The organism is Pyrobaculum ferrireducens (assembly GCF_000234805.1).
GTDB classification, from domain to species: Archaea; Thermoproteota; Thermoprotei; order Thermoproteales; family Thermoproteaceae; genus Pyrobaculum; species Pyrobaculum ferrireducens.
In genome coordinates this window covers 58,004-82,858 of sequence record NC_016645.1, presented here as the reverse complement: position 1 = coordinate 82,858, position 24,855 = coordinate 58,004, and the positions used below count along the sequence as shown (strand labels likewise).

Sequence of the window (24,855 nt, the reverse complement as noted above, 5' to 3'; positions counted from 1 at the left end):
ACATGATAAATGAAGTTTTATTGATATTATTTTTAATAACATTAATAATTTTCATAATAAATCTAGTTAAGAGAATACGTTTATATAATATGGAGATAGACTTTATCAATTTGATAATTTATGAGTTTAAAGAAGCGATGAGAGGCGGCGTTGGCTACATGCACTTCTCCATAGCCGCCGGCATTGTGCTGTCCGTGTTGCTAGCCTTGTTGCACCCACTTCAGCCCCTTGCCACTGTCCTGTGGATTATCGGCGTGCCGGTGATGGCGGGCCTCCTCGCCGCGGCGATTTACCGTGTAGGGGTTTTCGTCAGAAGCGGCGTGATACATAGGAGGCTAGGCGAGGGGCGCGGCTTCGTCGCAGAATCTGAGAAAATGCAGCTGGTTTTGCTGTTTATAATAGTGCTGACGTTTACCGACATATTTACCTCAATTTTCCTCAGCTGGCTTTCGCTAGCCGTGGGGGTTGTGAGGAACTTGTTACTCGCGGTTTTCTACGTCAAGCCGGCGGCTAATCTAATAGTTAACCACAAGAGGGAAATTACGTCGTTCAGAACCCCCTTTAAGCTAGAGGACGTAATTGAGGGCAGGGTGAAGCCTGAGGATGTTAAGTTTGGCTACGAGAAGGTGGCAGACGTAGATAGGGACGTGTTGCTGTCGTGCGAGTCCTGCGGCGAGATTGGGGCGTGCGACGCCGGCTGTCCCGCGGTGGCGGCGGGCAGGTTGCTATCGCCTAGGGTAGTGGTGAGGACCGTGGCGCTGAATTCTAAAAACCCCGACTACCAACTGGCGGTTAAGCTGGAGCAACAAGTCTGGGCGTGCACCACCTGCGGCATGTGTGTCTACAGCTGTCCCGTGAGGGTGAACCACCTAGATGTGATCTACGGCGTGAGGAGGGCCCTCGTGGCCCAGAGCAAGGTGGATAAGAAGATAGCAGACGTACTCATGTCCGTATCCCAGTACGGCAACACCATGTCCGTGGCTAACGCAGGTAGGCACGACTGGCTGAGGGAACTCGGCGTGAGGCTGATAGGGGAGAACCCAGAGGCCGAGTACCTGCTCTGGGTTGGCTGCATGGGTAGCTTCGACGGCAGGACTAGGGAAATTGTCAAATCGCTCGTGGAGGTTTTGAAAAAAGCCGGCATGCTTGAGAAAATCGCCGTGCTTGGAGATGAGGAGACTTGTTGCGGCGATCCGGTGAGGAGAATCGGCGAGGAGAGCAGGTTCCAGGAAATTGTGCTGGCGAACAAGGCTGTGTTTGAAAAATACGGAGTTAAGAAGCTCATCACCATCTGCCCACACGGCTACAACGTCTTCAAAAACGAATACCCCAGCTTCGGGGTGAAGCTCGAGGTCTATCACCACTCACAGATTATCCAGCGGCTGGTTGAAGAGGGGAAGATAGCTGTGAGGCCCGGCGGCGAACTTTTGACAATACACGACCCCTGCTACCTAGCGAGATACAACAAAGTGGTAGAGCCCCAGAGGAAGGTGTTGGTGAAGCTGGGCCCTGTGAAGGAGCCTCCGAGACGCGGGGAGAAGACCTTCTGTTGCGGGGCGGGTGGAGGCAACTACTGGTACGACGTCCCCGAGGAGAAGAGAATTAGCCACATACGTTTCGAGGAGCTCGTGGCCACCGGCGCCAAGACCATCGTCACGCTGTGCCCCTTCTGCAACGCCATGCTGTCAGACGCCAAGAGGACAAAGGAGAGCCCAGTAGCTGTGAAAGATCTGGCGGAGGTGATAGCCGAGAAAATGCAGTAGTCCGCCGCTGGGGAAAGCCATCATCTAAACAGAATTGTTTATTAACACAGCTGTTTAGATAGCTATGCCCATCAGAGTTGGTATAGTGGGCGTCGGCAACTGCGCCTCCGCCCTAGTCCAAGGCATAGAGATGTACAAGAGAAATAGGGAGGTGGAGCCCATAGTGGCGTTTAGAGACGTCGGGGGCTACACGCCCCATGATATAGTCTTCACCTCAGCCTTTGAGGTAGACGCGAGGAAGGTGGGGCTGGATCTGGCGGAGGCCATATTCCAGCCGCCTAACAACGCCACTGTGGTCTATAAACCTCCGAAGCTCGGCGTAGTGGTGAGGCCGGGTCCTGCGCTCGACGGCGTGCCGGCGGGCGGCCTCGTGCCGAAGATAGTGGAGGGCACCGTCGAGGACGTGGTTAGGGAGCTGAACTCGACAAATACGGAGGTTTTGGTTAACTACCTGCCCACTGGGGCTCAGAAGGCGGCTGAGGCCTATGCAGAAGCGGCGCTTAGGGCGGGCGCCGCCTTTGTAAACGCCATGCCTGCGTCGATAGCGACGAGTGAGTACTGGCAGAGGAAATTCGCCGAGAGGGGGGTGCCCCTCCTCGGAGACGACACCCAGAACCAGATAGGGGCGACCGTCCTGCATAAAACTTTGGTGAGGTTGCTGGCGCTTAGGGGGGTCAGGATTAGGCATACCTACCAGATAAATGTAGGCGGCACCCCGGATTTCGTGAACTTGATGTATAGGCGGGGGGATAAGGAGAAGACGAAGACCGCCGCGGTGAAGATGATGGCCCTCGGCCAGGAGTTCGACGCCTACATCTCGCCGGTGGCCCACATCGGCTTCCTTGGCGATAGAAAAATAGCGCATACCTTGATAGAGGCGGAGATATTCGGCGGCCTCCAGATAAGGATAGAGGCCACCCTAGACGTACACGACGCGTGGAACAGCGCCGCGGTTGTCACCGACTCGGTGAGGCTGGCGAAGCTAGCGCTGGACAGAGGAGTCGGCGGCCCGCTGATAAGCGCATCTGCCTGGGGCTTCAAAAACCCGCCGGTGCACATGAGCCCAGACGAGGCCTACAGAGCTGTGCTGGAGTTTATAGAGGGGAGGCGCGATAGATGAGGGCATACCAGCGGTTTAAACGTTGCATAGGCCAGGGCAACCTCTGGCTATATGTAGTGAGTACACTTGACAAGAGGGGGCCGCTACATGGATACGCAATAATACAGGAGCTGAGGAGGCTCGGCTTCAACATCAGCGCCGTATATGGCTACGTCCTCATTAAGCGGATGGTCGCCGACGGCGTCCTGGTGGAGGTGGAGAGGGAAGGGAGGAAGCTATACGCCCCCTCGGAAGAGGCGAGAGAGAAGTTAAAACACGTCGTAGATGACCTCCGCAACTTGTTACAACTCCTCACATGACCTGCGTCATACAGCTCACCGGGGGCAAAGACGTGGGCAAGACGGCGCTGGCTGAGAAAATAATTGCAAAGTTAAAAGAGGAGGGATACACCGTGGCCGCCATAAAGATAAGCCACCACGACCCCGAGCCCCCCACCAAAGACACGCACAGGCTGAGGAGGGCCGGGGCGGACAAGGTCTTGTTCTACAACGGCGAGATATATGTACTCTACACCCGCTCTATAGACTGCAGAGATGTAGACGCTGATTATGTGGTGGTGGAGGGACTCCGCGACAAAAAAGTCGGCTACAAAATCCACATAGGCCCAGATCCGCCCCCCGACGCCGACGTAGTTATTGAAGGCCCAGAAGGAGAGGTCGAGGTTAGGTGTGTAGAGGAGGACATCTGCAAAGTCCTCGCAGTAGTAGCGACATACAGAGGCAGGAAGGTCGCAGACTAAAGACAACGGCCACCGCAGTTCGCCACAGCCCCTCGCCTAAGATCGCACGCGATGCGGCCTGGCCTTGTTGTTGCGAGCACAAGCGCCGAGGATACATACGCCGTAGATACTGCAATAAATATCGCATAAGGCATCCACATGCCCACAGCCGCGCCCGCCAGCGCGCCTAGATCTCTCATGAAGTAGTGGAAACCCAAATCCCCACCTCTCTCGGCGGATCTCCGAATAATTAGCCCAACCGAGGCTCTGTATGCGCCAGCCATTATGTTGACGGCGAAATAGACTAGGGCGGCCTCAACTCCTCTAAGTACCGAAAGTAGGTAGAGGAGAAAAGCCTCGACAACTCTAAATACGGCGACTTCCTCCGCCTTGAACTCGGACCGGGCCGCAAGCTGTACAAACGCCCTTATTAAAACCGAGGCCGAGAGTGCGGCTGGGAGTAGCGACTCGCCTACCGAAATCTTCAAAGCCACCGGGACTGTCAAAGCCAGCCCCATGTTGAGAAAAAATTCGGAGACTGCCACTGGAATAATCCCCCGGGAAATAGCCAATCTAAAATCCACACGCCCGCTCTGCATTTTGGCGGGGGAGAAACAGCGCCGTGAGGAGAATGTAGAGAGCGTAGATAACCGGCCGCGGGGCTATATATGCCGAGAGGTAGCCCGCCGCCATGGCTAGCTCCGTGTAGCCGTATAGCTTTCTGAAGTGTATATGGGCGGAGCCTTCCAGCACTCCAACTATCATGGCGCTGGTGGCGAACCCCCTTAAAAAACGGCCTAGCGAAAGCAGGTAGTAGTCGTCTGAAAAGCCTGTAAAAACGCTGGCCGCGATCTGCATCGCCAACGACGTGCGGAGAAGGGCGCCGCCGCCTAACAGATCTACAAAATAGCCGGAGAGGATCCTCGACATGGCGAGCGATAGGTAGTACCACAGAAAGACGCCGAAGAATCTGGCGGGGTCAAGCACGTAGGCTAGGTAGACGGCGTCTGAGGCGTAAGACGCCTGTATTAGAGCGAGGCAGGCGACCAATGCGTTATAGGAAAAACTCGCCGTAGGTCCTGCCATGTAGGAAGTAGTCGGCCACCGCTTTTTTAACATAAGGCACTACGTTACCTGGGAGCGAGTCCAGTTTAAAGTAGGCGAGGTGCTCCGCCTTCTCCGGCTCTGCGTTTGTAGGCACGCCCTTATACTCCAGCGCCTTGAAGAAGAAGTCGACGCGGTAGTGGCCCTCGAACCTATGCATGACGTATGCAAACTCCACAGACCTAAGCGTTATCCCCAGCTCTTCACGCGCCTCGCGGATAACCGCTTGAACCGCGGTCTCGCCCTCCTCGACATGTCCAGCAGGCACGCTGTAGTATCCGTCAAAATAGCCGGTGTTCCTACGCTTTAGGAAAAGAATCCTCCCGTCTTCCACTAAGAAAAGGTGAGAAGCAACTACATGAGGCGGACGCCTATCCAAGCGCTTCTGGGGCCCGCCCGGGCCATTCATATTTCCACTTACGTACTTGTTTAAAAGTTACATGAAGGTTCTATTTTACTCGGCTTAAGGAAAAACATAGAGGAACTATATGCCATACGTAAGGTCCTCGTTAGTAAGTACATAGAGCTGGTTCCAAAAATGTAGTGGCACTCCAGTCGCTTTTTTAAATACGCCTATACCTCTCAGTGAATCGTATACAAAGTTTAAGAACAGTCTGTAAGCCAGTCTCTTTGGACAAGTTTTTAATATAGGACGTGTTGTGTGTTGATAGCCGGGGTGGCCGAGCGGCCCAAGGCGCGGGACTTGAGGCCTCGCAGGAGATCCCGTCCCCGCGAGGGGGCGTGGGTTCAAATCCCACCCCCGGCGCTTTTCTTCACAGCCTCTCTTAAATCCGTAAATCATAATGCTGTGAGGATCTTGAGGGCTAGGCGTAGAGTAGGCAATATGACGGCGGGGTTTCAAACGACATAGATCCCAGACAGGGCTTGCTACAGTGCGGCGCCGCATGTGGGCTGGGGCGTGTAGGCGGCACGCATAGGCGGGCGCCCGACGTGGGGGCGCACCTGGCTAGAATTAAGATTTTAATTTATTAGGCTGTGATTTGTTAGTGAGTGGGGCAGTGTTTTACTACGTAATTCCCTGGTTGAAGAAGGCGGTGGGATTTTACAGAGTTATGGTGATCGCGGATGTGAAGGCTCGGGGTTTTGTTAAGGCGGATGTATATGTCAATGATATGGATAGGCGAGAGGTGGAGTATTCTCCGGATTACGGCGGCTATGTTTGTACTGTGGAGCAGTGTTATGCAGATATTTTAAGTTATGGAGAGGCTGGGCCCTATCTTGTGGATTTGTTGTGGTCTCGGGGGCTCTACGACGTGGATAAGATCTACGCGCTGTCTGGGCCGCGGGGCAGGGCTATTCTGGCCGCGTTGGTGGTGTGGGACATGTTGCTGAGAGGTCGGAGCGTCTCCTGGGGGGCCTTTGACCCTTACCGCGAGGAATTTCTCCCGTGGCTTAACTACGTAGCTAGGTGGGCGACGGGGTATATACTTGAGGATGGGGCGAGAGACATTACGTCAATTTAGAGAGGTTCTGCGCCTAGTCCCTACCATCGACGAGATTAGGCAGGTACTGACACGGCTGGGCTGGCCGCACGCCCCGTCTCAGCAACTGCTTTCTGATGGCGAGAGGGTGGCCTACATGATTAGGTATTCCCAGATTATGAATAGACGCGGCTTCGTTATCGGAGGCGGCTTCTCGATAAACTACGTCGTGTTGCCCGACGTAGGAGAGCCGCCTAGATTTACATTTGATGTAGATACCGCTCCGCCTACGCCTACTTCTAAACTTTCTGTGTTAGAAATGGTGGCAGAGACGAACCGCGAGCTGGTAGAGGAGGGATACGCAGTTGCTGTATGGGTGGGGAGGCATGTCTATTTCGGTTTGTTTGAACACGACGTTGAGAAAGACGTCTTTCCATACCTACTGCCGCTGAGGGTGCCTGTGGTGACTAGGTGGTCTGGTGTGCCTCTGTGGACTTACCTACGGCGTATGGGCGTGGAGGTCGGCTACGACGTTGTTGCTGAGGTGAAGAGAATGTCGGCAGAAATTCTGGGCGTCGACACGCCCAGGGTAGACTTTCTCAGAATTGGCGTCTCGGTCGAGCTAAATCCGCCCGTTGAGCTGTACGGCGGCTTTAAAATCTCTTCAGTGGCTTGGCAACTGGCGGAGAAGGCTAGGCGCAAGATAGTAGACCCCCTGAGACGTGGTTATGTGGATCACGACGTGTTAAAGGCGTTGCTAGATCTAAGAGCTGTGTGGGCCGTGCCGCGTAGTTCTCTCGCCAGATATTTCGACGAGGGGCTTAGGGCAGAGCTGGTGGAACTCCTACCGCAAGCCGCCGAGAGAACAGACATATACTGGCAGAGCCACCACTACGCGCTTGTGAAAGGTAAGTACGGTTCCCCAAGAGAAGTAGCTGAAAGAATTCTAGACTTTTTGAAACGTATCTAATTTCAGAATTCGCCTTTCCACCTGTCTTGTACATATCTTTCTTTTAGTATTCTATAGGCTGCGTATTCCCTTCCCAGGTAGAACGCGTGGTCTGGCAACAGCTTCTGCGCCTCTCTCCTTACGTTGACCTCTGTCAGCTCTATCTGTCTAAGCAACACGCCGCGGGGGCTGTAGTGATACAGCGAGTCGGCCAAGACGAAATTGCCGTGTGGGTCGTATACATCTCTTCCGTAGATCCCCACATCGACTAAGGCGGCCGCTTTTTGTAGCTCCCGTTTCTTGACGTACGCCGGGGTGGCCATGAAAACGTCGGCTCTCCCCAAGCCGCAGGGCCAGTCTTCTAAGAGGTCGCACGGCCCCGCCGCGTAGCCCCCGCCGTCTCCACGTTGTAGTATCAGGACGCTGTAGATGACGTCTCTAGTCTCGACGCCGTAGGTCAAGATATAGTCGACAGCCTTGGCCCTCAGCGTGGCGGGGTCCGGGTCGTAGATCACATGGGGTCCACGGTACTGTAGCCTTTTGTCCGGAGGCTCTAGAGCCACCTCGCGCCTCTCCCTAGCGGGCGTATTCCTTGGCTTATAGAGCATCGCCACGACCTCCCTCAGCGTGTTGTCGTCTCTCCATCTGAGATCCACCACTTGGACCCCGAGCTCTTTTATGTATTGACAGGGGACTCTCACAGCGTCGTTACATTCACCCCTCAGAGCCTGCACAACGTAGTCGCCCGCGCCGCTGAGATCAGGCCCGTATACAACCACCGTGTCGACGTGTGTATAGATCTCGTAGAGAGCCTTGACGACGTGGTTCACTACGTCTGCCGAATACGCGGTGCCGACGTAAGCCGCCTTTTCGCGGATGTCCAAGGGCAGGTCCTCAGCCCTACGCCACAGTACGATGAGTAGAATGTTGGACACGGGGAAAAAGAAGAGAAGGATTACTTATATGAACGGTCCGAGTAGTTGACGGTGAACCGCTTGGGGGATAGTTGCGATACTATGTATCTAAAGGCTGCCATCGGGTCGGAGTGTTCGCCGCATGTATAGACGTCTACAGTAGCAAATCCGTAGGTTGGCCAGGTGTGGATCGCAATGTGGCTCTCCAGCACGAGCGCGATTACGGAAACCCCCTCCTTGTCGCCGCCTTTAAACCTCCACGAGTTTACCTCCACCAGGTGCATGTTGGCTATATGGGCGGCCTCTATAACGACCCTTCGGAGTCGGTCTTCGTCTCGGAGCAACCCCTCGTCGACGCCGTATAGCTCGCCGTAGACGTGCTTACCCACCACGGGGGTTTTCGTCTGGGCTTGGGTTGTTGCTTGCATTGCGACCGCGCCGTAGGTACCCCTATATAAACTTTTCGCTTGAATAAATATATCGGTTACTCACAAACCTCTGGCTCAGGAGCTTCGAGAGTTACTTATATGAACGGTCCGAGTAGTTGACGGTGAACCGCTTGGGGGATAGCTACTACATTTGTGTCGTAGGCGCGGGGCGGACTACGCGAGGACGGTTGCGGTGCTGAAGACGCTGGGCGTGGAGAGCTGGAGTAAACAGAAAAAGCAGATACGCCTCACTGGCGGCGCCCTAGACGCATTGATGAGGCTAGAGCCCGTGTGCACCGCCCTAGGCCAGTGCGGAAAAACATAATAAACAGACAGTCAGAGCTACCGCGACGGCCTCTGGCTTAGGAGCCTCGGCATGTAGAGAGGCCTCTGTGGATAGCCCCTAAGCTCCTCCTTGATCTTCGCCGCAAGCTCCTCCGGCTTCGCCTTGTACTGCCCCCCGCCCCTCTCCCTAACAGCCAAGACCCCCTCGGCCTCCTCCCTGGCCCCGACTACGGCGATGTAGGGCACCCAGCTGGTCTCGGCGTCTCTAATCCTCTTCGACAAAGTCTCCTCCCTGTCGTCGACGTCGACGCGGATGCCCTCGGCCTCTAGGTAGTCGGCAACGGCCATGGCGTATTTCAAGTTCTCTCTAGAGACGGGGATTACGCGTACCTGCACCGGCGAGAGCCACGTGGGTAGCCTCGGAGACCTGCCCTGCCTCTCCGCCAGGGCCATGGTGTCGAACACCGCGTAGAGGTACCTCTCCACACTGCCTAAGATGGCTGTGTGGATAATGACGGGGTGCCTCACCTGGTTGTTTTCATCTACGTACTTAATGCCGAAGCGCTGGGCGTTGCCCACGTCTATTTGAAAAGTGGCGATTTCCCTAGGCCGCCCCAGCTCGTCCACTATGTGGAACTCCACGTTGAGCACCCAATAGTACCTCTGCCCGGGGAGGACCCTCACCAAAATGGGCTTGCCCTCCCTCCTGGCCAGCTCGGCTAGGTAGCTCCTGTGGGTCTTGTAGAAGTCCTCTGTGACGTTGTATAGAGAGACGTAGGTCCTCCCCAGCTTCCCAATTTCTCTAAATATAGCCTCGTGGAGTTTGTAGGTGACCTCAATAGCCTCTCCCAGGTCTTTTGTAAATATGTGGAGGTCGGGCATGTAGAAACGCCTAAGTCTAAACAGGAGCACCGTCTCGCCGGGTTGCTCGTGGCGGTAGGAGTCGGCTATTTCCAACATCCCGAAGGGGAGGTGTCTGTAGCTTATGACCCAGTCCTTCGCCATGGCGAACTGCTGGAAGCAGGCGGCGTATCTAAGTATCAAATCTGTGTCGGACTCCACGATGTAGAGCCTCTCGCCGAAGAGCCTCGCGTGGGACTCAATGGCGCGCTCCGAGAGTTTAAACATGTTGGTGCCTCTGATCTTAAACACCGGGATCCCCAGCGACTTGGCCACTATGTAGGCGTAGTCCTCAACCAGCTCCATCATGATGGTGGCCTCCGGCGCGTAGCGCATATGGCCGGCGTCTGACATAGTCTCCCACTCAAAGCCGAATTTCCTGAGGTAGTCCAGGTACCTGGGCTCCCCCCCGCCCAGCTCTTTCTTAAAAACCTCCTTCTCCACCAAAGCTTTTAAATCGCCGTAGCCGCTGTAGTCGAACTTGGCGGGGTCGTGCTCCTCCCCCGCCGGCGTGATGATTACGTAGTAGTCCCTCTTCTCCTCCGCCTTATTCTCGCTCCTAGACTCGCCAGGCTTAAAACTCCGGCTGAGCTCCGAAAGCGGGTGGCCGAGGCACTTCAGCTCGAAGGCTTTGTAGTAGCCAAAGGGCGCCTTGTAGACCCCGTCGCCGAACTGTGACTTTACCGCTTCATACAGCTTATCTAGCACCTCCCTCGCCACGTAAGGCCTAGCTAAGTCGCTGGAGAGGTGGGCGTAGGGGTATATAACCACCGAGGCCGCCTTGACCCTCCTCGCCATGTCCACCACGTCGCCCGCCACGGCCTTTAGAAAACCCTCGTCTGCGGTGTCGCCCCTCTCCACCGAGACGAAGACCACCAAGGCGTTAGAGGCGGCTCCGGAAGACGGCTCGTCTCTGATGTCGAGAGCCGGTTCTCTAGGCTCCCAGCTAAAACGCTCGGCGTGTATGTAGAGAACTCTCATACTACCCGCCTTCCGCCTATTTTATAACTGTTTATTCTACGTAGATCCCGTTTCTCCTAAGCCTCTTCAAAATACCTTCGGCGTCTTCAGGATACGCACCGGCGTATTTCCTTATCTTGTCGTAGTCGAGCTTGATGCCGCGCTCCAGCACGTACCTAGCCACCTCGTTTATGAAATCCTCAGCCTCCTTAGTCGCTATCTTGGCCTTCAAGACGAGGAGTTGCTCCAGCCCGATAGCCCTAACCCTGATGCCGTCGACATCGACCTCTCTGAGATCTGCCAAAAGCTCCGGCGGTATATATATGTCTAGGATATTCTCCAGCAGATCTACCCTTACGGTCTCCCCACCCACTATCAACTCGTAGTATATAGTGCCGTGGTCAGAGGTGCCCATATCCCAGTCGTTTTCCTCGGCAATTTCTTCAAACAGCTCGTTATCCAACACTGTGGATTTGTTAATTACAAAAATATCCAAGTCCCTGGGGTCGTAGTCTATATTATAGAGAAATGGCAAGATTGCGCTTCCGATCAGCACATGCTCGACGCCTTTCTCATTCAGACTCTTCGCCACCCTTTTCAGCGCGGTTTTGTATTTGTCAAGACGCATAGCCCCAAAGAGGCACTTATTAATAACAGTTTGTGGCTTATCCTAAATATACTATATATTGATAAATAGTGGGTGTAGCCAGTAATACTTATTAACCCTAGTAATAACTTTCCACATGTTGCTTAATGAAATAGTAGATCAGATTCCAAATATAAACAAATGCCTACATAGAGGAAAAACTCTAATTATTAGAATTGACATAAATTCGCCTATTGTAAATGGAAAGATAGTAGATGATTTCAGAATACGTATGCACGCCTACACACTACGCGTCGCCTCCGAGGCCGGGACAAAGGTGGTCGTCCTGGCGCACCAGGGCAGGCCCGGCCAAGACGACTTCACATCTCTAGACCTCCACAAACCCTACATAGAGAAGTACTTAGAAAAGCCGATAAAATTCGTCGACGACGTCATTGGGCCAGAGGCGAGGAGGCAGATACGGGAGCTCAGGGAGGGCGAGATACTGCTACTGGAGAACGTCCGCGTGCTGGCTGAGGAGGTTATTGAAAAAGTCCCCGAGGCCCAGGCCGACACGTTTCTAGTGCGGAAGCTGGCCCCCCTCGCAGACTACTTCGTCTTTGACGGCTTCGCCGTGGCCCACAGATCGCAACCAAGCGTCGTGGGGTTCCCCATGGTGTTGCCCTCATGCGCCGGCCCCGTATTCGAGCGGGAGCTCAGAGCGCTGGGGGCTGTGTTCGAGAAGAAGGGCCGGGGCGTCGTGTTGATGGCCGGCGGGGCCAAGATACCAGACACGTTGAAGGCTGTGGAGCAGTTGTTGAAAAACGGCTTCGTGGAGAAGGTGGCTGTCGGGGGCCTTGTGGGCTTTGTCTTCGCCGTGGCTAAACACGGCGTGTTAAACACGGCGCTTAAGCAGGTGGTGGAGCAAGGCGGCTACCTCCCGTACATAGACAAGGCGAAGCAGTTGCTGGCAAAATACGGCGGGCAGATACACACGCCCGTCGACTTCGCCGTGAACCAAAACGGCAGGATGGACATGGACGTCTACTCGCTAGCCCAGTCGCCGCTCGACATAGGAAGGCTGACGATCCTAGCCTTTAAAGAGCTCGTCGACCAAAGCGAGTTGGTAATATTCAGCGGCCCGATGGGGTATATAGAAGATGAGAGATTTGCAGCGGGCACAATGGAGCTGTTAAAGGCGGCGGCCCGTAGAAAGCTCATTCTAGGGGGCGGCCACACAATAATGGCCGCGGAGAAGGCCGGGGTGCTGGACAAAGCCTTCCACGTATCCACAGGAGGCAGAGCATTCATACAGACCATAGGCGGAGAGGAGATGCCTGCGGTGAAGGCACTTTTAACATCCGCCAGGAAGTTCAAACTATGAAAGTGGGAATAGTTGGCTACGGGACGATAGGCAAGCGCATTGCCGACGCAGTGGCGGCGCAGGACGACATGAAGATCTCCGGAGTCCTGAAGGTGACGCCGGACTACGAGGCGAAGGTGGCGCTGGAGAGAGGCTTCAGGGTGTACACTCTGCCGGATAGGCTGGACAAGTTTAGAAAAGCCGGCATCGAGCCGGCGGGTACGATAGAAGATTTGATAAAAGCCTCAGACGTCATAATAGACGCCTCCCCCGAGGACGTCGGCAGAGACAACAAGGAGAAGTACTACAGCAGGTTTGACAAGCCCGTGGTTTTTCAAGGTGGGGAGGACGCCGACGTGGCTGAGGTGAGCTTCAACGCCCTCGCCAACTACGAAGAGGCGAGGGGCAGGCGCTACGTGAGGGTGGTGAGTTGCAACACCACGGGCATTACGAGAGTTCTCACGTCGCTGATGCTAAACGGCATAGGGATCAAAAAGGCGAGGATATTCATCGCGAGGCGCGGCGCCGACCCCAAGGAGCACAAGAAGGGGCCTATCAACGACGTCGTCCCAAACCCGGCGAGCGTCCCCAGCCACCACGGCCCCGACGTCCAGACGATCCTGCGGAACGTAGACATCGTAACCATGGCTGTCGCGGTGCCAGTAACGATTATGCACATGCACATGGCGTACGTCGAGCTAGACGGGGGCTACACCAGAGACGCGGTGCTCGAGGCCTTTGCAAAGACGCCGCGGCTCTTCCTAGCCGACGTGGGCGCCGGCTTACTAAGCCTCGCGCAGATCATAGAGTATGCCAGAGACCTCGGCAGACCCAGGGGCGACTTTCCAGAGGTTGCCATATTCAGAGACTCCGTGACGGTCAGAGGCGGGGAGCTGTACCTAATGTACGGCGTCCACCAAGAGTCCATCGTCGTGCCGGAAAACATAGACGTGATAAGAGCTATATTCGGCGTCATGCCCAAGTGGCCCTCCATAGAAAAAACAGACAAAACACTTAAACTGATAACAGAGGGGAAGAGATATGGGTGACGAGCCCTTCTACGAGCTGGCTTACAAATTCAGGAGAATTCTAGTCCCCATCTCGCCGATGAGCCCCGCGAGGCTTAGAGAGTTGCTGAATGTGGCCGTGGACTTCGGCGAGAGATACGGCGCGGAGATAGTCTTCCTATACGTGGCCCCCACGGAGGGGGATGCTTCAGAGGAGCTGAAAAAGACCGTGGATGATTTCGTGGGGAAGCGGGGGGTGAGGTACCACTTCAAGACTAGGAAGATGGGGGAGGGCGAGACCGTTGCCTCGGAAATAGTCAAAGAGCTGTCTGAAAACACCTACGACATGGTAATCCTCCTCTCACGCGGCTACTACGGGGCCTCCGCCCTGCTGTACAACAGCACATCCATAGCAGTGGCGCTGGCGGCCAACACCTCAGTCTTGATACTGCGATAGCTCTAGTCTACGGACACTTTGTGGAGTAGGGCCAGTAAGCCGCTGTGACCGGCTGTATTAACTCACCTCTTGTCCAGGAGGTGGAAACTGATGGCTCGAGGTGTATCTGCGGCGCGTAGTACCTCCTAAGCTCAACTGTGCCGCATGCTCCTGCCAGCACGGTGTGGGTTACAGAGGCGTATCCAAACTGAGTAGATGAAGTGCCGAATTCCACACCTAAGCCGAACACTAGTAGTGGAAAGCTAAGCGCGAAGAACTTAACATTCTCCGACGTGTAATACATACCGGCTTGTAAATCTGTTAGCGATTGGTCGGGGGAAAGCATGCGCGTGGCTACTGTGTTATATTTCTGTCCTGAAACTAGCAACCACTTATTCCAGTATTGCGCCAAGCCATCGTCTATAATTGTATAGGGATACCACGTCTGGGTATCAGGATTTAGTTGTGGCGCCACCCAGTGCAACCTATCTGTTAACTTCTTTGTGCAGTAAAACGCCACGGTACTGCAACTGAAGCCATCGCTGGTGGGGCATGAACATTCGAGGTAGTCATATACGCCTATTTTGTACATGCCGTAGGTACCAGTGGCTAAAATAACATCTTTATAAAATGTCGGTAAGTCCCAGGAGCGCGTGGTGCCGTCCTTGGCAATATAGATAGAACATGTACCGGGGGAGCTTATGAAAAATGAGTTTGTGTATACACAGTTCATCTTGAATATGTTCCAGTTAGAGTTGCCAGCTGCAATGGTGAAGCCAGGTCCGGGGAGGTTGAGGTAACCAAGCTGAGTCTCTACTCCTAGCTCAAATCCAACGGCTTTATTAGCATATATCGCTACATCTACGTCGTGAGTTACTTGTTTAATCGCCTCGCCGTCAATACTGTCAAGGTGAGTAGTGGCGAACATTATACCGTCCCACCCGTCGTATTGTGTGTAGCTATATCTCCAGATGTAGCAAACCAGCTTCCAGCTAGGGAGCCCCGGATCAATCCACACACAATAGTCGGTGACCGGGTCTGGTAAGGAGGAAGAGGCTGTAGCGGTTGCCACATTGTGAGAAGCGGCGGCTTGGCTGATGGGCACAGCAGATCCATTTATCTTGTGTCTTCTGTGGGGCTTGAAGTTCACATCTACGACAATATCGCGGCCGGACACTTTCCCGGGGATTACCGGCACGGCAATTATTTGAGTGCCGACGTACGTCTCGTTGCCATCCTTCCAGCTAGTCGTAATGTGTAAAATAAGGCTGGGCCCCGCCTGGTTGGGAGTGTAGCCGAGCTCTCTTACAAGCCTCACGGCTTCGCCCAGGTAGTGGCCTATGGATATTTTTGCCTCGCCCCCTCCACGGGTTCTGCCCACTTCTACAAATCCCTTTGGAGAAGGCGCGGTGACGTACATGCCGAAATCAACAGGCGTACCATTAAGCTTGACTCTAACTATGATATTTGTATCGTTATCAAAAGGCAACTTAGCTGTGTAGTGCACAGCGTAGTCGGGGCGGTTCACTATTCTTTCTACTAGACTCTCAGGAATGGACGATGCGGTCGTCCCTAGGTAGGGAGCCAGGTATGCAAGTTGCATAAGCGCTGTAAGAAACAATATAAGCAAAATAAGTGAACCTGCGGCTCCAATCATTCTTATCAGCTTTGATTGATTGGGCATATACCTAGTATCTAGTTCTATTGACTTATTTATGTTTCTATCTGATCTGTTATCTTCCACGTAATGTACTTTAATTCTGTATATATATTTGACTCAATACGAATCGTATTCGTACCTATGTTTATCGCAAGCTCTTTCGGCGCCGCGCTTGCCCAGACGCCTCTCCCAACAAGGTGGCTGGCGGAGATCCCCCTGATACCTCTTCTTTATCATGAACATATGCCGCACTTTTACTTAGCCATCTGCTGAAATAAAAGGACATCAAAGATCATAAGCTTCGTGGAGCTAATCGTTTTTAAATGATGGCTGGTGTGGGGTGTGAAGATCGGCGCCGCGATTTCGCCTTACCAACACTTCGGCTTCTGTAGGTGCGACATGCCGGACGAGCCGGGGGCTCACCACCTGCTTTTCTACAACGAGGACATAAGCCTGGCCAAGGCTGTTGGGCTTGAGATCTTTAGGACTGGCGTGGAGTGGGCTATGGTGGAGCCCGTGGAGGGGCGCTACGACCGGGAGGCGCTTAGGCTCTTCGAGAGATACCTTGGCGACGTCAAGGAGGCGGGGTTGGAGACCTGGGTCACCCTACACCACTTCACCAACCCCCGCTGGGTGTGGAGACACGGGGGGTGGGAGAGCCGGATGGTCGCGGCGAGGTTCCTCTCATATGTAGACCTCGTGGCTAGGGAGCTGGGGGACTACATAGACGTCGCCATTATCTTTAACGAGCCGAATATGTACACCTACCTGGCGTACGGAAGGGGCGACCTGCCCCCATTCGCCTTCCTCTCTATTAAAAACATGAGAAGAGCCCAGTCGGTGATTGACCACGCCATCACAGAGGCGCGGGACGTGTTGAAGAGCTACGGCGTCAAAGCCACCTTCACCCACTCATACACTAAATTCGAGGCGAGGAGCCCCGTCTTCAAGGCGGTGCTGCACTTCCTAAACAAGCAGAACGACAGGTATATGAGTATGTTTCGGGAGATGGACTACGCCGCCCTCAACTTCTACGTGGTGGGGAAATACGACGACTTCTCGCTGAGGTTCGTGCTGAGGCCCGGGGCTCTTCTGGAGGTAAGGCCGCCCCGGCCCCTCGCCGTGACGGAGTTCGGCATAGCCACAAGAGACGAGGAGCTGAGGTACAGCTACCTATGCGCCATGGCCGGCATATTCAAAGAGGTGAAACCGGAGGCCGCGATATGGTGGAGCTTTCTACACGGCTACGAGTGGGGCCTGGGGTATCAGCCCTTCTTCGCGCTCATAGACGTCAAGGGGACACGCAGAGTGCCTACAAAACTCGCCCACGTATTTAGAGAGACGTTGAGAAACCCCCCCGCCTGTAGGCTGGAGAATCTCGACCTTGGCCATGAGTGGCGCTGGCAACCGCTCTAGCCGAGGAAGTCGTCGAGAGTCGAGCTGTCGCCGTATGGGGTCTCCAGCACCCTTTTTATGGCCATGTGGCTCCTGTCGTCGACATTCCAAGATCTGTAGTTCAGCAGGGCGTTGAGCGGCGTGCCGTACCGCCTCAGCAACTCCTCGGCACGCCTAGGCCCTATGCCGGGGAGCGAGGCCAGAAGGGCAATCTGCAGAGATCTGACGTCGACCCCGCGCTTCCTAGCCACCGGGGCCTTGACCCCCCTCCTAGACGACTCGCGCCTAGCGGCGAGACACACCAAAGCCCCCGTCTGGGCCCTATCCTCGGTGTAGATCAGCCCGACGCCCATAGACGCCAGGGCCAGCAGAGCCCCCAAAACCGCGTTGGGCGACACCCTCCTAAACCTCAGCTCGCCCCACAGATCTCCCTCCACCACCACGACGGGCCTCATGCCGGATGATCTAAGTCTCTCCGCCTGTTCAAACAACCTCCCCTCCACCACCGAGTTTACGAAGTCGTCTACACTCTTCCTCTCAAAGACAAAATCCCCAGCGACGTAGTCGCCCACCTCGAGCCTCGTCTTCAAGACGCCGCACCCCGCCTCCTTTATGGCCCTAACCACCTCCAGAGCCCACTCTCTCGTGTCGACCAGCACCACCGGGTTCACGTCCCACTGCAACCCGGGTCTTAAATCTACTTTCTAGAGCACCAGCACCTGAGCTCTGGCTCCTCAATGTGCCTCTGGCACCGGTTCACAGCTCTTCCGTGGGTTTGGTATATACTCCAGTACACGGCCACGTAGAGGGGGTACTCCCAGAGGTTGGGCAGGGGGGCGCCGAAGACTGGGCCGAACAACAGAAACAGCGGGAGGCTTACGACGAAGGGGGCGACCTGCGACATCAGCCAGAAAACCGCCAGAGACACGAGGCGGCAACCCCTATTTCCCAGAGACAGCGCTAAGAGGTACGCCAAAACGGTGGTAAACACGGTGTACCAGAGAACCCACACAGCGTCGAGAACACCCAGGCGGTATAAGACGGGCACGATGAAGGCGGGGGGCCAGAGTGCCAGAAGCCGCGGCCTAAACGCGGCGATGTAGGCGAGCGAAAACCCGAGTGGTGCGACCGAGTGGAAAGAGGGATCTAGAAAATAAAGCGGTAAAAAGAGTAGGAACAAGACGGCGGCGGAGAAAATAGGCACCATTATCTGAACCCGCCGTAGTTGCAGATCCATCCGGTAGCCGCTACCTCGTTAAAAAGGCAGAAGAAGTTACGGAATAGGTATACATCCTCCGCGGCCCTACTTAGCCTTATAGGCGCGGTGGAACTTATAGCTAACGTATAAGTTCTAACCCAGCTCCCCTCCCATATAGATACACTTTCGATATTGATAATAGCTGGATCATTTCTAGCATCTATTTGTATATATAGCGCAGTCGCGTGCTGTGTGCGCTTCTCGGCCCATCCTATGTTCACCATCACGGTAGTAGTGTAAGACGCGGCACTAGAAGTGGTGACAGTGCTATAGGCGGAGCTTACCACACGCTGCCCTACACTGCTTATGAAAGACATGGCAACGGCGGCGCCAGCCACGTACGGATTCTTAGCAAAATAATTTACAAACTGAAGACCCTTGGCCAAGATCCCAAGGCCGTCGAGCACGGCCGATATAGATTCAAAAGCTTGTCTACCACTAGGATCTGGGATTAGAGTTTTCCCGCCGCCTACGAGTCCAGGTGAGTACATGGCATAGGGGCTTCTCAGCATTATGTCTACCCTATCAGGCTGGCTATACACTATAGAAGAGGTTGGCGTTGTTATCCTAAGTGGAGAGAGGGCTATAGGAATGTATGGGATAGCGCTACTTCCACCTGAAAATTGTGTCCTTACGTCTATTCTAATGCCCACGCCAGATGTGCCCCTCACATTTAGATAGTTTAGTACAACATCTGCGAAGTTGTGGGCGTAGCCTGAGTAAATACTCGAATCCGGTGGCGCTATGTCGGGCCTCCTCTGGCCTCTGTAGTAAAGCGTGTTAATAACGGCGTCCGAGTACACGATGGCGCTGGAGCTGGGTATAGGGCCTAGGATTACTGGGAACCCGAGTGGATTTCTCAGCGAATATGCCGTGGCGACTTGATCCTGGGCGTTTATCCAGCTCCAGGTATTGGCCCTGTAGGTGCAGCAGTAGAGACTGTAGCCGCCAATACTCTGCCAGCCGCAACTCTGCGCCGCCACGGATGTTGAGGCTACCCAGTAGGGGCCGTAGTACAGGTTCAGCGGTCCGAAGTAGGAGGGCGGCGGCGTGGAGGAGCTCGTGGTGCAGAGCTTAATTGTGACGTCGGCGGCCAGCGCGCCGGTTCCTACCCAGTGGCCGGGCGGAGTTTCGAAAGGCGGAAGGACTACGTGAGTGGTGTTAGAGTACATATCATTTAGGCTGGGGCTTGTAAGGGTGTTTTTCACAACAACCACGGCGCCGGGCTGGATGGGGTAGCGCACATAGTCGGCGTAGTAGTCACTCGTCCGCACCCTAAACACGATGTATCCATCTAAAACACCGGGCGGGCCGCCGCAGGTCCACACCTCTAAATATATGATTCTGTCCTGAGCCGCGGGTGGCACATCCACGTGCCTAGCTAGGTAGGTCGGCGACCTCTTATCGACAGTCACACGCTGTCCATATACGTCGTAAAACACCGTAGCGCCCCCCACCGGGGCGTCGTATATATCTATATAAACTGTATAGTCTCCACGCGTCGTCGCGTTGGTGAGGATAAACTCAATCCACAACGTGCCGTTGGGTAGGGCAATCCGGTATGGATTCCTCGTGCAACCGCCCGGGTATCTCGTGAAGTTATACGCAACGCTACGGATGTAGCCCACCACGTCGCCCACGTTAGCCGTGACCGAGGCCACCGGCTCCCCGCCCCTCTTGCCGCCCCGCGGCACGACCTCCCGCCTATCTGTCGGCTTCGCCGTGGCGCCGCCGCCGGGCCACTTAACAAAAGGCGGGATATCAGCAGTTCGGTTCTCCACCAAGAGGTAGCCGCGTCCTTTCGGGGTAGCGACTGCGTATAGGTGCCCCTTTGCCCTCGCGTATGCCTCTGCGGCCCTCTGCACGGAATCTGGCGCAGAGTTAGAAATAGGCAGGTCAAGACAGACCCTCTTAGCTTTTTGCGGCATCACCACTGTATACACCACGTTTGTTATGTTTGGAAAGACTCCTGACACGACATCGCCCTCGACGTACAGGGCGGTTGGGCGGAACCCCTCGCCGTCTACGTAGACGCTCAGCGCGACGCTATGGGGATTAGAAATCCCCACGTCTAAAGCATCCAGACAGATGTAATCCGACGTATACGCTGGCCTGTGTGGAGAGGCGGCTGACATGGCCGCCGCTAGCGCGGCTATCAACAACGCGGTTTGGAAAAAATCTCCCTTCCATGGGTTCTTGGAAATGTGTCCAATATATAATTGACGCAGTACGAATCCTATTCGGGCCTCCTATGGTTGCTAGTTTAGGTCCCCAGGACTTCGTGCTTGGCAGTCCACTCAGTTACGTCCTCCTTTTTGCCTATGACTACCCAGGATATTGTCTTGGAGAGCGGCCTCGTTTCTGCTATGATCACCTTGTCCCCCGGCTTCACCTCGATACACTCGGGGACTCTCACCCTCATTCTCCTCCTCCTGCGCTCATACCTGTTGTACTTCCTGATGTAGTGTACCCACTCGTGGGTCACCACGGCGGCTTTGTGCATCCTCACCTTCTCGACGGTCACCTCGAGGAGCTTCAGCCTAATTTTTAAATGGCCGTGCCACGGGCAGAGCGGGTCGTCGCAGACGGCGGCTGGCGGCAGGACGTAGGGCACGCCTATGTCCCTCACCTCTACCCTCTTTCCATTAGGTAGCGTAAAGGTGTCGCCTGGCTTTGGCCTTGCCTGGAGCTTGACCGTGGTCATACTACTTCGCCGCTATGTGTAGCGAGGACCTCGTGGCCTTCAGCCCGGGTTCGCCGTGTTGCACGACTTTCGTCGTTAGTGCGAATTCGCCTAGGTAGTGCCCTATGTGCCACGGCGATATGTACACAGGTATGTAGGTGATGCCGTTGTACACCTGGATAGTCAAGCCGACCATCTCTGGGAATATTATCATGTCGCGGGCGTGGGTCTTTATCACGACCTTCTTCCCCTGAGCGGCCAGCCTCTTGGCCTTCCTGATCTTCTCCAGTAGCTTTCTGTGCTCTGGCTTCAGCCCCCTCTTTAGGCTCCTCCTCTGGCGAGCTGGCAGAAGTTTAATAAACTCGTCCATTGGCATATTTAGCAACTCTTCCAGCGTCTTACCTCGGTATCTAAAAGTGGCCCACTCCTCCGGCGGTATCACCGCCGGAGTGATCCAGCCCTGCTTGCCTTTCTGAGCCTCCTGCTCTTTTGAAGACACGAAGGTGGCCAATGGACCCCTTTTAAAAACTTTACTGCTGTAGAAATCTTAAAAATGGACATTGGAAACGGTGGTCATGGAGGTGGACTACGATGTGATTATCGTAGGCGCGGGCATCGCCGGGCTGTCCGCGGCGTTGTACACGGCGCGTCAGAGGCTGAAGACGCTGGTGATCAGCAAGGACCTCGGCGGCCAGCTCAACATGACGACTCTCATCGAGAACTACCCAGCTATCCACAAAATCTCGGGGCCTGAGCTCGCCAAGAGAGTTGAGCAACAGGCGAGGACCTTCGGCGCTGAGATTATATTCGACGAGGTTAAGACCGTGGAGAAGCAGGGCGACGTGTTTGTCGTGAGGACCGAGGGCGGCGACGAGTACAAGAGCCTCGCCTTGATACTGGCGTTTGGCAAGACGCCGAAGGAGCTGGGGGTGCCGGGCGAGGCCAAGTTTAAAAACAAGGGCGTCTCCTACTGCACCATCTGCGACGCGCCGTTTTTCAAAGGGCAAGACATCGCCCTGGTCAGCTGGGGCGACTTGGCGAGGGAGCCTGTGACAATCCTCTCCTCCACCTCTAACAAGTTCTACTGGATATTCCCCTCGGAGAGGCCAATCCACGACGAGGAGTTTCTAGAGCAGGCAAAGAAGCTCGGCAAGGCTGTGCTTGTGCCCAACAGCGAGGTGGTGGAGATAAAAGGCGATACAAAGGTGAGAGCCGTCGTCGTGAAAAACAGGAAGACCGGAGAGGTGCAGGAGCTTCCAGTCGCGGCGGTTTTTGTAGAAGTGGGCTACGTCACCAAGAGCGACTTCGTAAGGCACCTAGTGGATCTAAACGAGAGGGGCGAAATCATCGCAGACTGGGAAGGCAGGACGAAGACGCCGGGGGTGTTCGCCGCCGGCGACATAGTGGCCTACCCCTATAAACAAGCCGTGATCTCAGCCGCCATGGGGGTCGCCGCGGCGCTTTCAGCCACGGCGCACGTAATGAAAATGAAGGGCAGGCCTGTGCACAGCCTCGTAGATTGGAAAGCAGAGAAAAAATAGCTACTTTACAAGAGCCTCGAGGAGGTCCGCCGCGCTGTAGTCCTCCAGTCTCCACATAATCTCCAGCGCCCTCCTCCTAGCCTCCTCCGGCAGTACGTCGCGGGTTAGTGTGTTGAACTTATCCTCAAGCTCGGCGTCGGTCATGGGGTTTTTGGGGTGCCCCTTTGCGTAGTCCACTCTCTCGGTGTATTTACCCCCTCCCTTGGTGTAGACCGTAATTACTGTGGGGAAGGCCTGCGGGTAGAGCTTGTCGAGCTCCGGGTCGAGGTTGACCTCTATCTTCTTCATTAGGGAGAGGACGGCGGGGTTCCTCACGTCTCTGTAGTGCTCTATTTTTATCGGGCCCCAGAAGAACGCCGCGGCGGTGATCCACATTATGGAGTGGTCCGCCGTCTCCTTGGTGTGGGGGTCCCACTTCTCGGGGTCTTTGGGGCCGATGATTGTGTAGGCCGCCTCGTAGGTGTCTATCCTAATCTTCTCGATCTCCTCAACTCTGACCCTTTCCCTGAGCTTCAGGGCGGCCTCGACGGCGGTCTGGGCGTGGTACTCCACTGGGTACGGCTTGATGTACGTGTCGAGTATCCTACGGGGCGGCCTCCCCTCCTCCATGCTCTTCAACACACCCAGGTCGAAGTCGCCCTGCAACAGTTGCTTGAAGAAGGCCATCTCCCCCTCAAACGGCTTGTAGGGACCCGTGTAGCCCTCTTGTGCGAGCAACGTGGCGAATACCGCGTTGCGGCTTGAGTTGGCGGCGGCGGCGCCCTTCCACATAGACAGCTCGCCCACCCTCGTCTGGCGCATCGCGGCGTGGGGGACGGCGTAGATGGCCAGGGCGTGCTGTGTCTTGGCCGCGTCGAGGCGTAGTAGCTTGGCGGCGGCCAGCACGCTGCCAATCCCCAGGAAATTGACGTGGTCCCAGCCCCTCTTCCGCAGGGTTCCGCCGTCGCAGAAGGTGACCGACGCCTCGTAGCCTATGGCTACGGCTGTGATGAGGTCTGTCCCCTCCGCGCCGACGTAGTCGCCCACCGCCAGGGCGGCGCCGATCAAGTCGCTGGGGTGGAGGGGCTCTTTGGAGAGGTAGGTGTCGTTGTAGTCGTGGTAGCGGATCATGAGGCCGTTTACAAAAGTGGCCCAGTCTGGCGTGGTTTCGTAGCGCGTGCCCAGCAGCCTGGCCCCCCTCGAAGTGGCGAATTTCGACGCGACTCTCCTGGCGATAGCCACGGGCTCTGCGTTGTACGCCGCGAAGGCCACCGCCATGGAGTCGATGATCCTGCGCTTAACCTCGTGACGAGTCTCTAGAGGCACCTTGGAGTAGTCTACGGCGCTGGTGTACTCCGCCAGGATCTTCGTGACTCTATCCATGGCGCCCACCCCGCCCGCTCTTATAAATATTGTCTATATGTCTAGAAATTTCTGTGTCCAACTTCTCGTAGTCGTAGTACTTAATCAAGTCGTAGAGCTCCTTCCGTGTGAACATCTTGTCCAGCCACCGCTCCTGCGTCCCCTCGTTCATTATAGCTCTGAAGACCTCTCTAATGGCGTGCATAGCCACCCTCAGCGCGGTGACTGGGAAAATTACAAATTTGTAGCCGAACTCCTCCAGCCGCCTGGCCGGTATGAGGGGGGAGACGCCGAACTCCGTCATGTTGGCAAGCAACGGGGCCTTGACCCTCCTGGCGAATTCTCTAAACTCCTCCTCAGTCCGGAGGGCCTCTGGGAATATGACGTCGGCCCCCGCCTCTAGGTAGAGCTGGGCCCGCTCCACCGCATCCTCAAACCCCGTCACCCCAACAGCGTCTGTCCGTGCGATTATGACGAAGTCTGGACTTCTCCGGGCCTCCACGGCGGCGCGGATTTTCTTAGCCATTTCGTCCGGCGGCACGACGGCCTTGCCGCTGAGGTGGCCGCACTTTTTCGGCAGGACCTGATCCTCTAGCTGAATCCCGGCGGCGCCCACCGCCTCAAACTCCCTAACGGCGCGCATGACGTTGAGCGCCTCGCCGTAGCCCGTGTCGGCGTCTACAATCACTGGCACATCTACGGCGTCTACAATGTACTTCACGGTCTTTACCATCTCGTCGAGAGTTATCAAGCCGAGGTCGGGCAAGGCCATGGAGGCCGTGACAGCCGCCCCCGATACGTACACAGCCCTGAAGCCCAGCTGCTGGGCCATTAAAGCAGTCAACGCGTTGAAGACGCCGGGGACCAGCACGATGCCGGGCCTCCGCAACTCCTCTCTCAACAGCGCGGCGCCGTCCGCCCTAGACTTTCTAAACAACATATCCCCCAACTTTCTACACACTCTTAACAATTCAGCCGGCTGAAATTACGTCACCACTCCAA

General features: G+C 55.4%; 27 protein-coding genes and 1 tRNA gene. 13 read left to right on the top strand and 15 right to left on the bottom strand.

What is annotated here, in order from left to right:
- Nucleotides 1-2 precede the first annotated feature (2 nt).
- The 4 genes from P186_RS00410 (at nucleotide 3) to P186_RS00395 (ending at nucleotide 3,622) form a co-directional block, all read left to right on the top strand.
- Nucleotides 3-1,763 carry a (Fe-S)-binding protein gene (locus tag P186_RS00410; RefSeq protein WP_014287385.1) on the top strand — a complete coding sequence of 587 codons (1,761 nt, stop codon included), beginning with the start codon at nucleotides 3-5 and terminating at the stop codon, nucleotides 1,761-1,763.
- A 64-nt stretch (nucleotides 1,764-1,827) separates the two neighbouring features.
- A complete protein-coding gene (locus tag P186_RS00405) occupies nucleotides 1,828-2,883 on the top strand; it encodes an inositol-3-phosphate synthase (protein WP_014287384.1) in 1,056 nt (351 codons plus the stop codon).
- On the top strand, nucleotides 2,880-3,182 hold the full coding sequence (locus tag P186_RS00400) for a PadR family transcriptional regulator (RefSeq protein ID WP_014287383.1): 303 nt from the start codon (nucleotides 2,880-2,882) through the stop codon (nucleotides 3,180-3,182). Before P186_RS00405 ends, P186_RS00400 begins: the two co-directional genes overlap by 4 nt.
- On the top strand, nucleotides 3,179-3,622 hold the full coding sequence (locus P186_RS00395; protein ID WP_014287382.1) for a molybdopterin-guanine dinucleotide biosynthesis protein B: 444 nt from the start codon (nucleotides 3,179-3,181) through the stop codon (nucleotides 3,620-3,622). Before P186_RS00400 ends, P186_RS00395 begins: the two co-directional genes overlap by 4 nt.
- On the opposite strand, the gene P186_RS00390 is transcribed toward P186_RS00395, so the two are convergent.
- The 3 genes from P186_RS00390 to P186_RS00380 are packed head-to-tail and all read right to left on the bottom strand — an operon-like array spanning nucleotide 3,619 to nucleotide 5,114.
- Nucleotides 3,619-4,185 carry a hypothetical protein gene (locus P186_RS00390; protein ID WP_148682545.1) on the bottom strand — a complete coding sequence of 189 codons (567 nt, stop codon included), beginning with the start codon at nucleotides 4,183-4,185 and terminating at the stop codon, nucleotides 3,619-3,621. The two genes, P186_RS00395 and P186_RS00390, sit on opposite strands and share 4 nt — an antisense overlap.
- Nucleotides 4,175-4,687 carry a hypothetical protein gene (locus tag P186_RS00385; protein ID WP_148682544.1) on the bottom strand — a complete coding sequence of 171 codons (513 nt, stop codon included), beginning with the start codon at nucleotides 4,685-4,687 and terminating at the stop codon, nucleotides 4,175-4,177. The genes P186_RS00390 and P186_RS00385 overlap by 11 nt, the downstream gene beginning before the upstream one ends.
- On the bottom strand, nucleotides 4,656-5,114 hold the full coding sequence (locus tag P186_RS00380; protein ID WP_148682543.1) for an NUDIX hydrolase: 459 nt from the start codon (nucleotides 5,112-5,114) through the stop codon (nucleotides 4,656-4,658). Before P186_RS00380 ends, P186_RS00385 begins: the two co-directional genes overlap by 32 nt.
- Before the next feature lie 261 nt (nucleotides 5,115-5,375).
- On the opposite strand from P186_RS00380, the gene P186_RS00375 reads away from it, so the two are divergent.
- From P186_RS00375 to P186_RS00365, 3 genes are all read left to right on the top strand, one after another.
- Nucleotides 5,376-5,471, top strand: a tRNA-Ser gene (locus tag P186_RS00375).
- A 241-nt stretch (nucleotides 5,472-5,712) separates the two neighbouring features.
- On the top strand, nucleotides 5,713-6,189 hold the full coding sequence (locus P186_RS00370) for a hypothetical protein (protein ID WP_237179430.1): 477 nt from the start codon (nucleotides 5,713-5,715) through the stop codon (nucleotides 6,187-6,189).
- On the top strand, nucleotides 6,161-7,117 hold the full coding sequence (locus tag P186_RS00365) for a hypothetical protein (protein WP_014287377.1): 957 nt from the start codon (nucleotides 6,161-6,163) through the stop codon (nucleotides 7,115-7,117). Before P186_RS00370 ends, P186_RS00365 begins: the two co-directional genes overlap by 29 nt.
- Before the next feature lie 2 nt (nucleotides 7,118-7,119).
- Here the strand turns inward: P186_RS00365 and P186_RS00360 are convergent, their stop codons facing one another.
- Together P186_RS00360 and speD are read right to left on the bottom strand one after the other, a co-directional pair.
- Nucleotides 7,120-8,031 (bottom strand): hypothetical protein, encoded by a 912-nt coding sequence (locus P186_RS00360; RefSeq protein WP_014287376.1) that lies wholly within the window; start codon nucleotides 8,029-8,031, stop codon nucleotides 7,120-7,122.
- A 20-nt stretch (nucleotides 8,032-8,051) separates the two neighbouring features.
- A complete protein-coding gene (gene speD, locus P186_RS00355; RefSeq protein ID WP_014287375.1) occupies nucleotides 8,052-8,438 on the bottom strand; it encodes an adenosylmethionine decarboxylase in 387 nt (128 codons plus the stop codon).
- A 151-nt stretch (nucleotides 8,439-8,589) separates the two neighbouring features.
- Between speD and P186_RS13695 the strand changes: the two genes are divergently transcribed.
- Nucleotides 8,590-8,763, top strand: coding sequence for a hypothetical protein (locus tag P186_RS13695; protein WP_158307115.1), 174 nt, complete (start codon nucleotides 8,590-8,592; stop codon nucleotides 8,761-8,763).
- Nucleotides 8,764-8,780: 17 nt separating this feature from the next.
- On the opposite strand, the gene P186_RS00350 is transcribed toward P186_RS13695, so the two are convergent.
- Nucleotides 8,781-10,604 carry a threonine--tRNA ligase gene (locus tag P186_RS00350; RefSeq protein ID WP_014287373.1) on the bottom strand — a complete coding sequence of 608 codons (1,824 nt, stop codon included), beginning with the start codon at nucleotides 10,602-10,604 and terminating at the stop codon, nucleotides 8,781-8,783.
- A gap of 31 nt (nucleotides 10,605-10,635) precedes the next feature.
- Nucleotides 10,636-11,211, bottom strand: a complete 576-nt coding sequence (locus P186_RS00345; RefSeq protein WP_014287372.1) for a nucleotidyltransferase — start codon at nucleotides 11,209-11,211, stop codon at nucleotides 10,636-10,638.
- 115 nt (nucleotides 11,212-11,326) lie between these two features.
- Between P186_RS00345 and P186_RS00340 the strand changes: the two genes are divergently transcribed.
- From P186_RS00340 to P186_RS00330, 3 genes are read left to right on the top strand one after another with little or no spacing between them, the layout of a single operon-like run.
- Entirely contained in the window at nucleotides 11,327-12,553 is a 1,227-nt protein-coding gene (locus tag P186_RS00340) for a phosphoglycerate kinase (RefSeq protein ID WP_014287371.1), read from the top strand.
- Complete coding sequence (locus P186_RS00335) at nucleotides 12,550-13,581, top strand: type II glyceraldehyde-3-phosphate dehydrogenase (RefSeq protein ID WP_014287370.1); 1,032 nt, start codon at nucleotides 12,550-12,552, stop codon at nucleotides 13,579-13,581. The genes P186_RS00340 and P186_RS00335 overlap by 4 nt, the downstream gene beginning before the upstream one ends.
- Complete coding sequence (locus P186_RS00330) at nucleotides 13,574-13,996, top strand: universal stress protein (protein WP_014287369.1); 423 nt, start codon at nucleotides 13,574-13,576, stop codon at nucleotides 13,994-13,996. Before P186_RS00335 ends, P186_RS00330 begins: the two co-directional genes overlap by 8 nt.
- Before the next feature lie 7 nt (nucleotides 13,997-14,003).
- Here the strand turns inward: P186_RS00330 and P186_RS00325 are convergent, their stop codons facing one another.
- Nucleotides 14,004-15,719: a hypothetical protein gene (locus P186_RS00325; protein ID WP_014287368.1), complete on the bottom strand. Its 1,716-nt coding sequence runs from the start codon at nucleotides 15,717-15,719 to the stop codon at nucleotides 14,004-14,006.
- Between the two features lie 258 nt (nucleotides 15,720-15,977).
- Between P186_RS00325 and P186_RS00320 the strand changes: the two genes are divergently transcribed.
- Nucleotides 15,978-17,051 carry a family 1 glycosylhydrolase gene (locus P186_RS00320; protein ID WP_148682542.1) on the top strand — a complete coding sequence of 358 codons (1,074 nt, stop codon included), beginning with the start codon at nucleotides 15,978-15,980 and terminating at the stop codon, nucleotides 17,049-17,051.
- On the opposite strand, the gene P186_RS00315 is transcribed toward P186_RS00320, so the two are convergent.
- The 5 genes from P186_RS00315 to P186_RS00295 form a co-directional block, all read right to left on the bottom strand.
- Nucleotides 17,048-17,701, bottom strand: coding sequence for an ERCC4 domain-containing protein (locus tag P186_RS00315; RefSeq protein ID WP_014287365.1), 654 nt, complete (start codon nucleotides 17,699-17,701; stop codon nucleotides 17,048-17,050). The genes P186_RS00320 and P186_RS00315 overlap by 4 nt on opposite strands.
- Before the next feature lie 26 nt (nucleotides 17,702-17,727).
- Nucleotides 17,728-18,267 carry a hypothetical protein gene (locus P186_RS00310; RefSeq protein WP_237179429.1) on the bottom strand — a complete coding sequence of 180 codons (540 nt, stop codon included), beginning with the start codon at nucleotides 18,265-18,267 and terminating at the stop codon, nucleotides 17,728-17,730.
- The gene (locus P186_RS00305) at nucleotides 18,237-20,450 is read right to left on the bottom strand and encodes a hypothetical protein (RefSeq protein WP_014287363.1); all 2,214 of its coding nucleotides are present in this window, start codon (nucleotides 20,448-20,450) and stop codon (nucleotides 18,237-18,239) included. The genes P186_RS00310 and P186_RS00305 overlap by 31 nt, the downstream gene beginning before the upstream one ends.
- Before the next feature lie 101 nt (nucleotides 20,451-20,551).
- Nucleotides 20,552-20,992, bottom strand: a complete 441-nt coding sequence (locus tag P186_RS00300; RefSeq protein WP_014287362.1) for a 30S ribosomal protein S17 — start codon at nucleotides 20,990-20,992, stop codon at nucleotides 20,552-20,554.
- A gap of 1 nt (nucleotide 20,993) precedes the next feature.
- Nucleotides 20,994-21,470, bottom strand: a complete 477-nt coding sequence (locus tag P186_RS00295) for a 30S ribosomal protein S19 (RefSeq protein ID WP_148682541.1) — start codon at nucleotides 21,468-21,470, stop codon at nucleotides 20,994-20,996.
- A gap of 76 nt (nucleotides 21,471-21,546) precedes the next feature.
- Here P186_RS00295 and P186_RS00290 point away from each other — a divergent pair, with 76 nt between their 5' ends.
- A complete protein-coding gene (locus tag P186_RS00290; protein WP_014287360.1) occupies nucleotides 21,547-22,512 on the top strand; it encodes an NAD(P)/FAD-dependent oxidoreductase in 966 nt (321 codons plus the stop codon).
- Here P186_RS00290 and P186_RS00285 read toward each other — a convergent pair whose 3' ends face one another.
- Complete coding sequence (locus P186_RS00285; RefSeq protein WP_014287359.1) at nucleotides 22,513-23,874, bottom strand: MmgE/PrpD family protein; 1,362 nt, start codon at nucleotides 23,872-23,874, stop codon at nucleotides 22,513-22,515. It abuts the gene before it with no gap.
- Nucleotides 23,867-24,793 (bottom strand): methylisocitrate lyase, encoded by a 927-nt coding sequence (gene prpB, locus P186_RS00280; RefSeq protein WP_148682540.1) that lies wholly within the window; start codon nucleotides 24,791-24,793, stop codon nucleotides 23,867-23,869. The genes P186_RS00285 and prpB overlap by 8 nt, the downstream gene beginning before the upstream one ends.
- Nucleotides 24,794-24,855 lie beyond the last annotated feature (62 nt).

Coding starts and splice junctions, on each gene's coding strand:
- P186_RS00380 (WP_148682543.1), bottom strand. CDS start 5,114: ATGAATGGCCCGGGCGGGCCCCAGAAGCGCTTGGATAGGCGTCCGCCT.
- P186_RS00395 (WP_014287382.1), top strand. CDS start 3,179: ATGACCTGCGTCATACAGCTCACCGGGGGCAAAGACGTGGGCAAGACG.
- P186_RS00285 (WP_014287359.1), bottom strand. CDS start 23,874: ATGGATAGAGTCACGAAGATCCTGGCGGAGTACACCAGCGCCGTAGAC.
- P186_RS00410 (WP_014287385.1), top strand. CDS start 3: ATGATAAATGAAGTTTTATTGATATTATTTTTAATAACATTAATAATT.
- P186_RS00350 (WP_014287373.1), bottom strand. CDS start 10,604: ATGAGAGTTCTCTACATACACGCCGAGCGTTTTAGCTGGGAGCCTAGA.
- speD (WP_014287375.1), bottom strand. CDS start 8,438: ATGCAAGCAACAACCCAAGCCCAGACGAAAACCCCCGTGGTGGGTAAG.
- P186_RS00310 (WP_237179429.1), bottom strand. CDS start 18,267: ATGGATCTGCAACTACGGCGGGTTCAGATAATGGTGCCTATTTTCTCC.
- prpB (WP_148682540.1), bottom strand. CDS start 24,793: ATGTTGTTTAGAAAGTCTAGGGCGGACGGCGCCGCGCTGTTGAGAGAG.
- P186_RS00300 (WP_014287362.1), bottom strand. CDS start 20,992: ATGACCACGGTCAAGCTCCAGGCAAGGCCAAAGCCAGGCGACACCTTT.
- P186_RS00400 (WP_014287383.1), top strand. CDS start 2,880: ATGAGGGCATACCAGCGGTTTAAACGTTGCATAGGCCAGGGCAACCTC.
- P186_RS00330 (WP_014287369.1), top strand. CDS start 13,574: ATGGGTGACGAGCCCTTCTACGAGCTGGCTTACAAATTCAGGAGAATT.
- P186_RS00345 (WP_014287372.1), bottom strand. CDS start 11,211: ATGCGTCTTGACAAATACAAAACCGCGCTGAAAAGGGTGGCGAAGAGT.
- P186_RS00290 (WP_014287360.1), top strand. CDS start 21,547: ATGGAGGTGGACTACGATGTGATTATCGTAGGCGCGGGCATCGCCGGG.
- P186_RS00405 (WP_014287384.1), top strand. CDS start 1,828: ATGCCCATCAGAGTTGGTATAGTGGGCGTCGGCAACTGCGCCTCCGCC.
- P186_RS00385 (WP_148682544.1), bottom strand. CDS start 4,687: ATGGCAGGACCTACGGCGAGTTTTTCCTATAACGCATTGGTCGCCTGC.
- P186_RS00335 (WP_014287370.1), top strand. CDS start 12,550: ATGAAAGTGGGAATAGTTGGCTACGGGACGATAGGCAAGCGCATTGCC.
- P186_RS00365 (WP_014287377.1), top strand. CDS start 6,161: ATGGGGCGAGAGACATTACGTCAATTTAGAGAGGTTCTGCGCCTAGTC.
- P186_RS00340 (WP_014287371.1), top strand. CDS start 11,327: ATGTTGCTTAATGAAATAGTAGATCAGATTCCAAATATAAACAAATGC.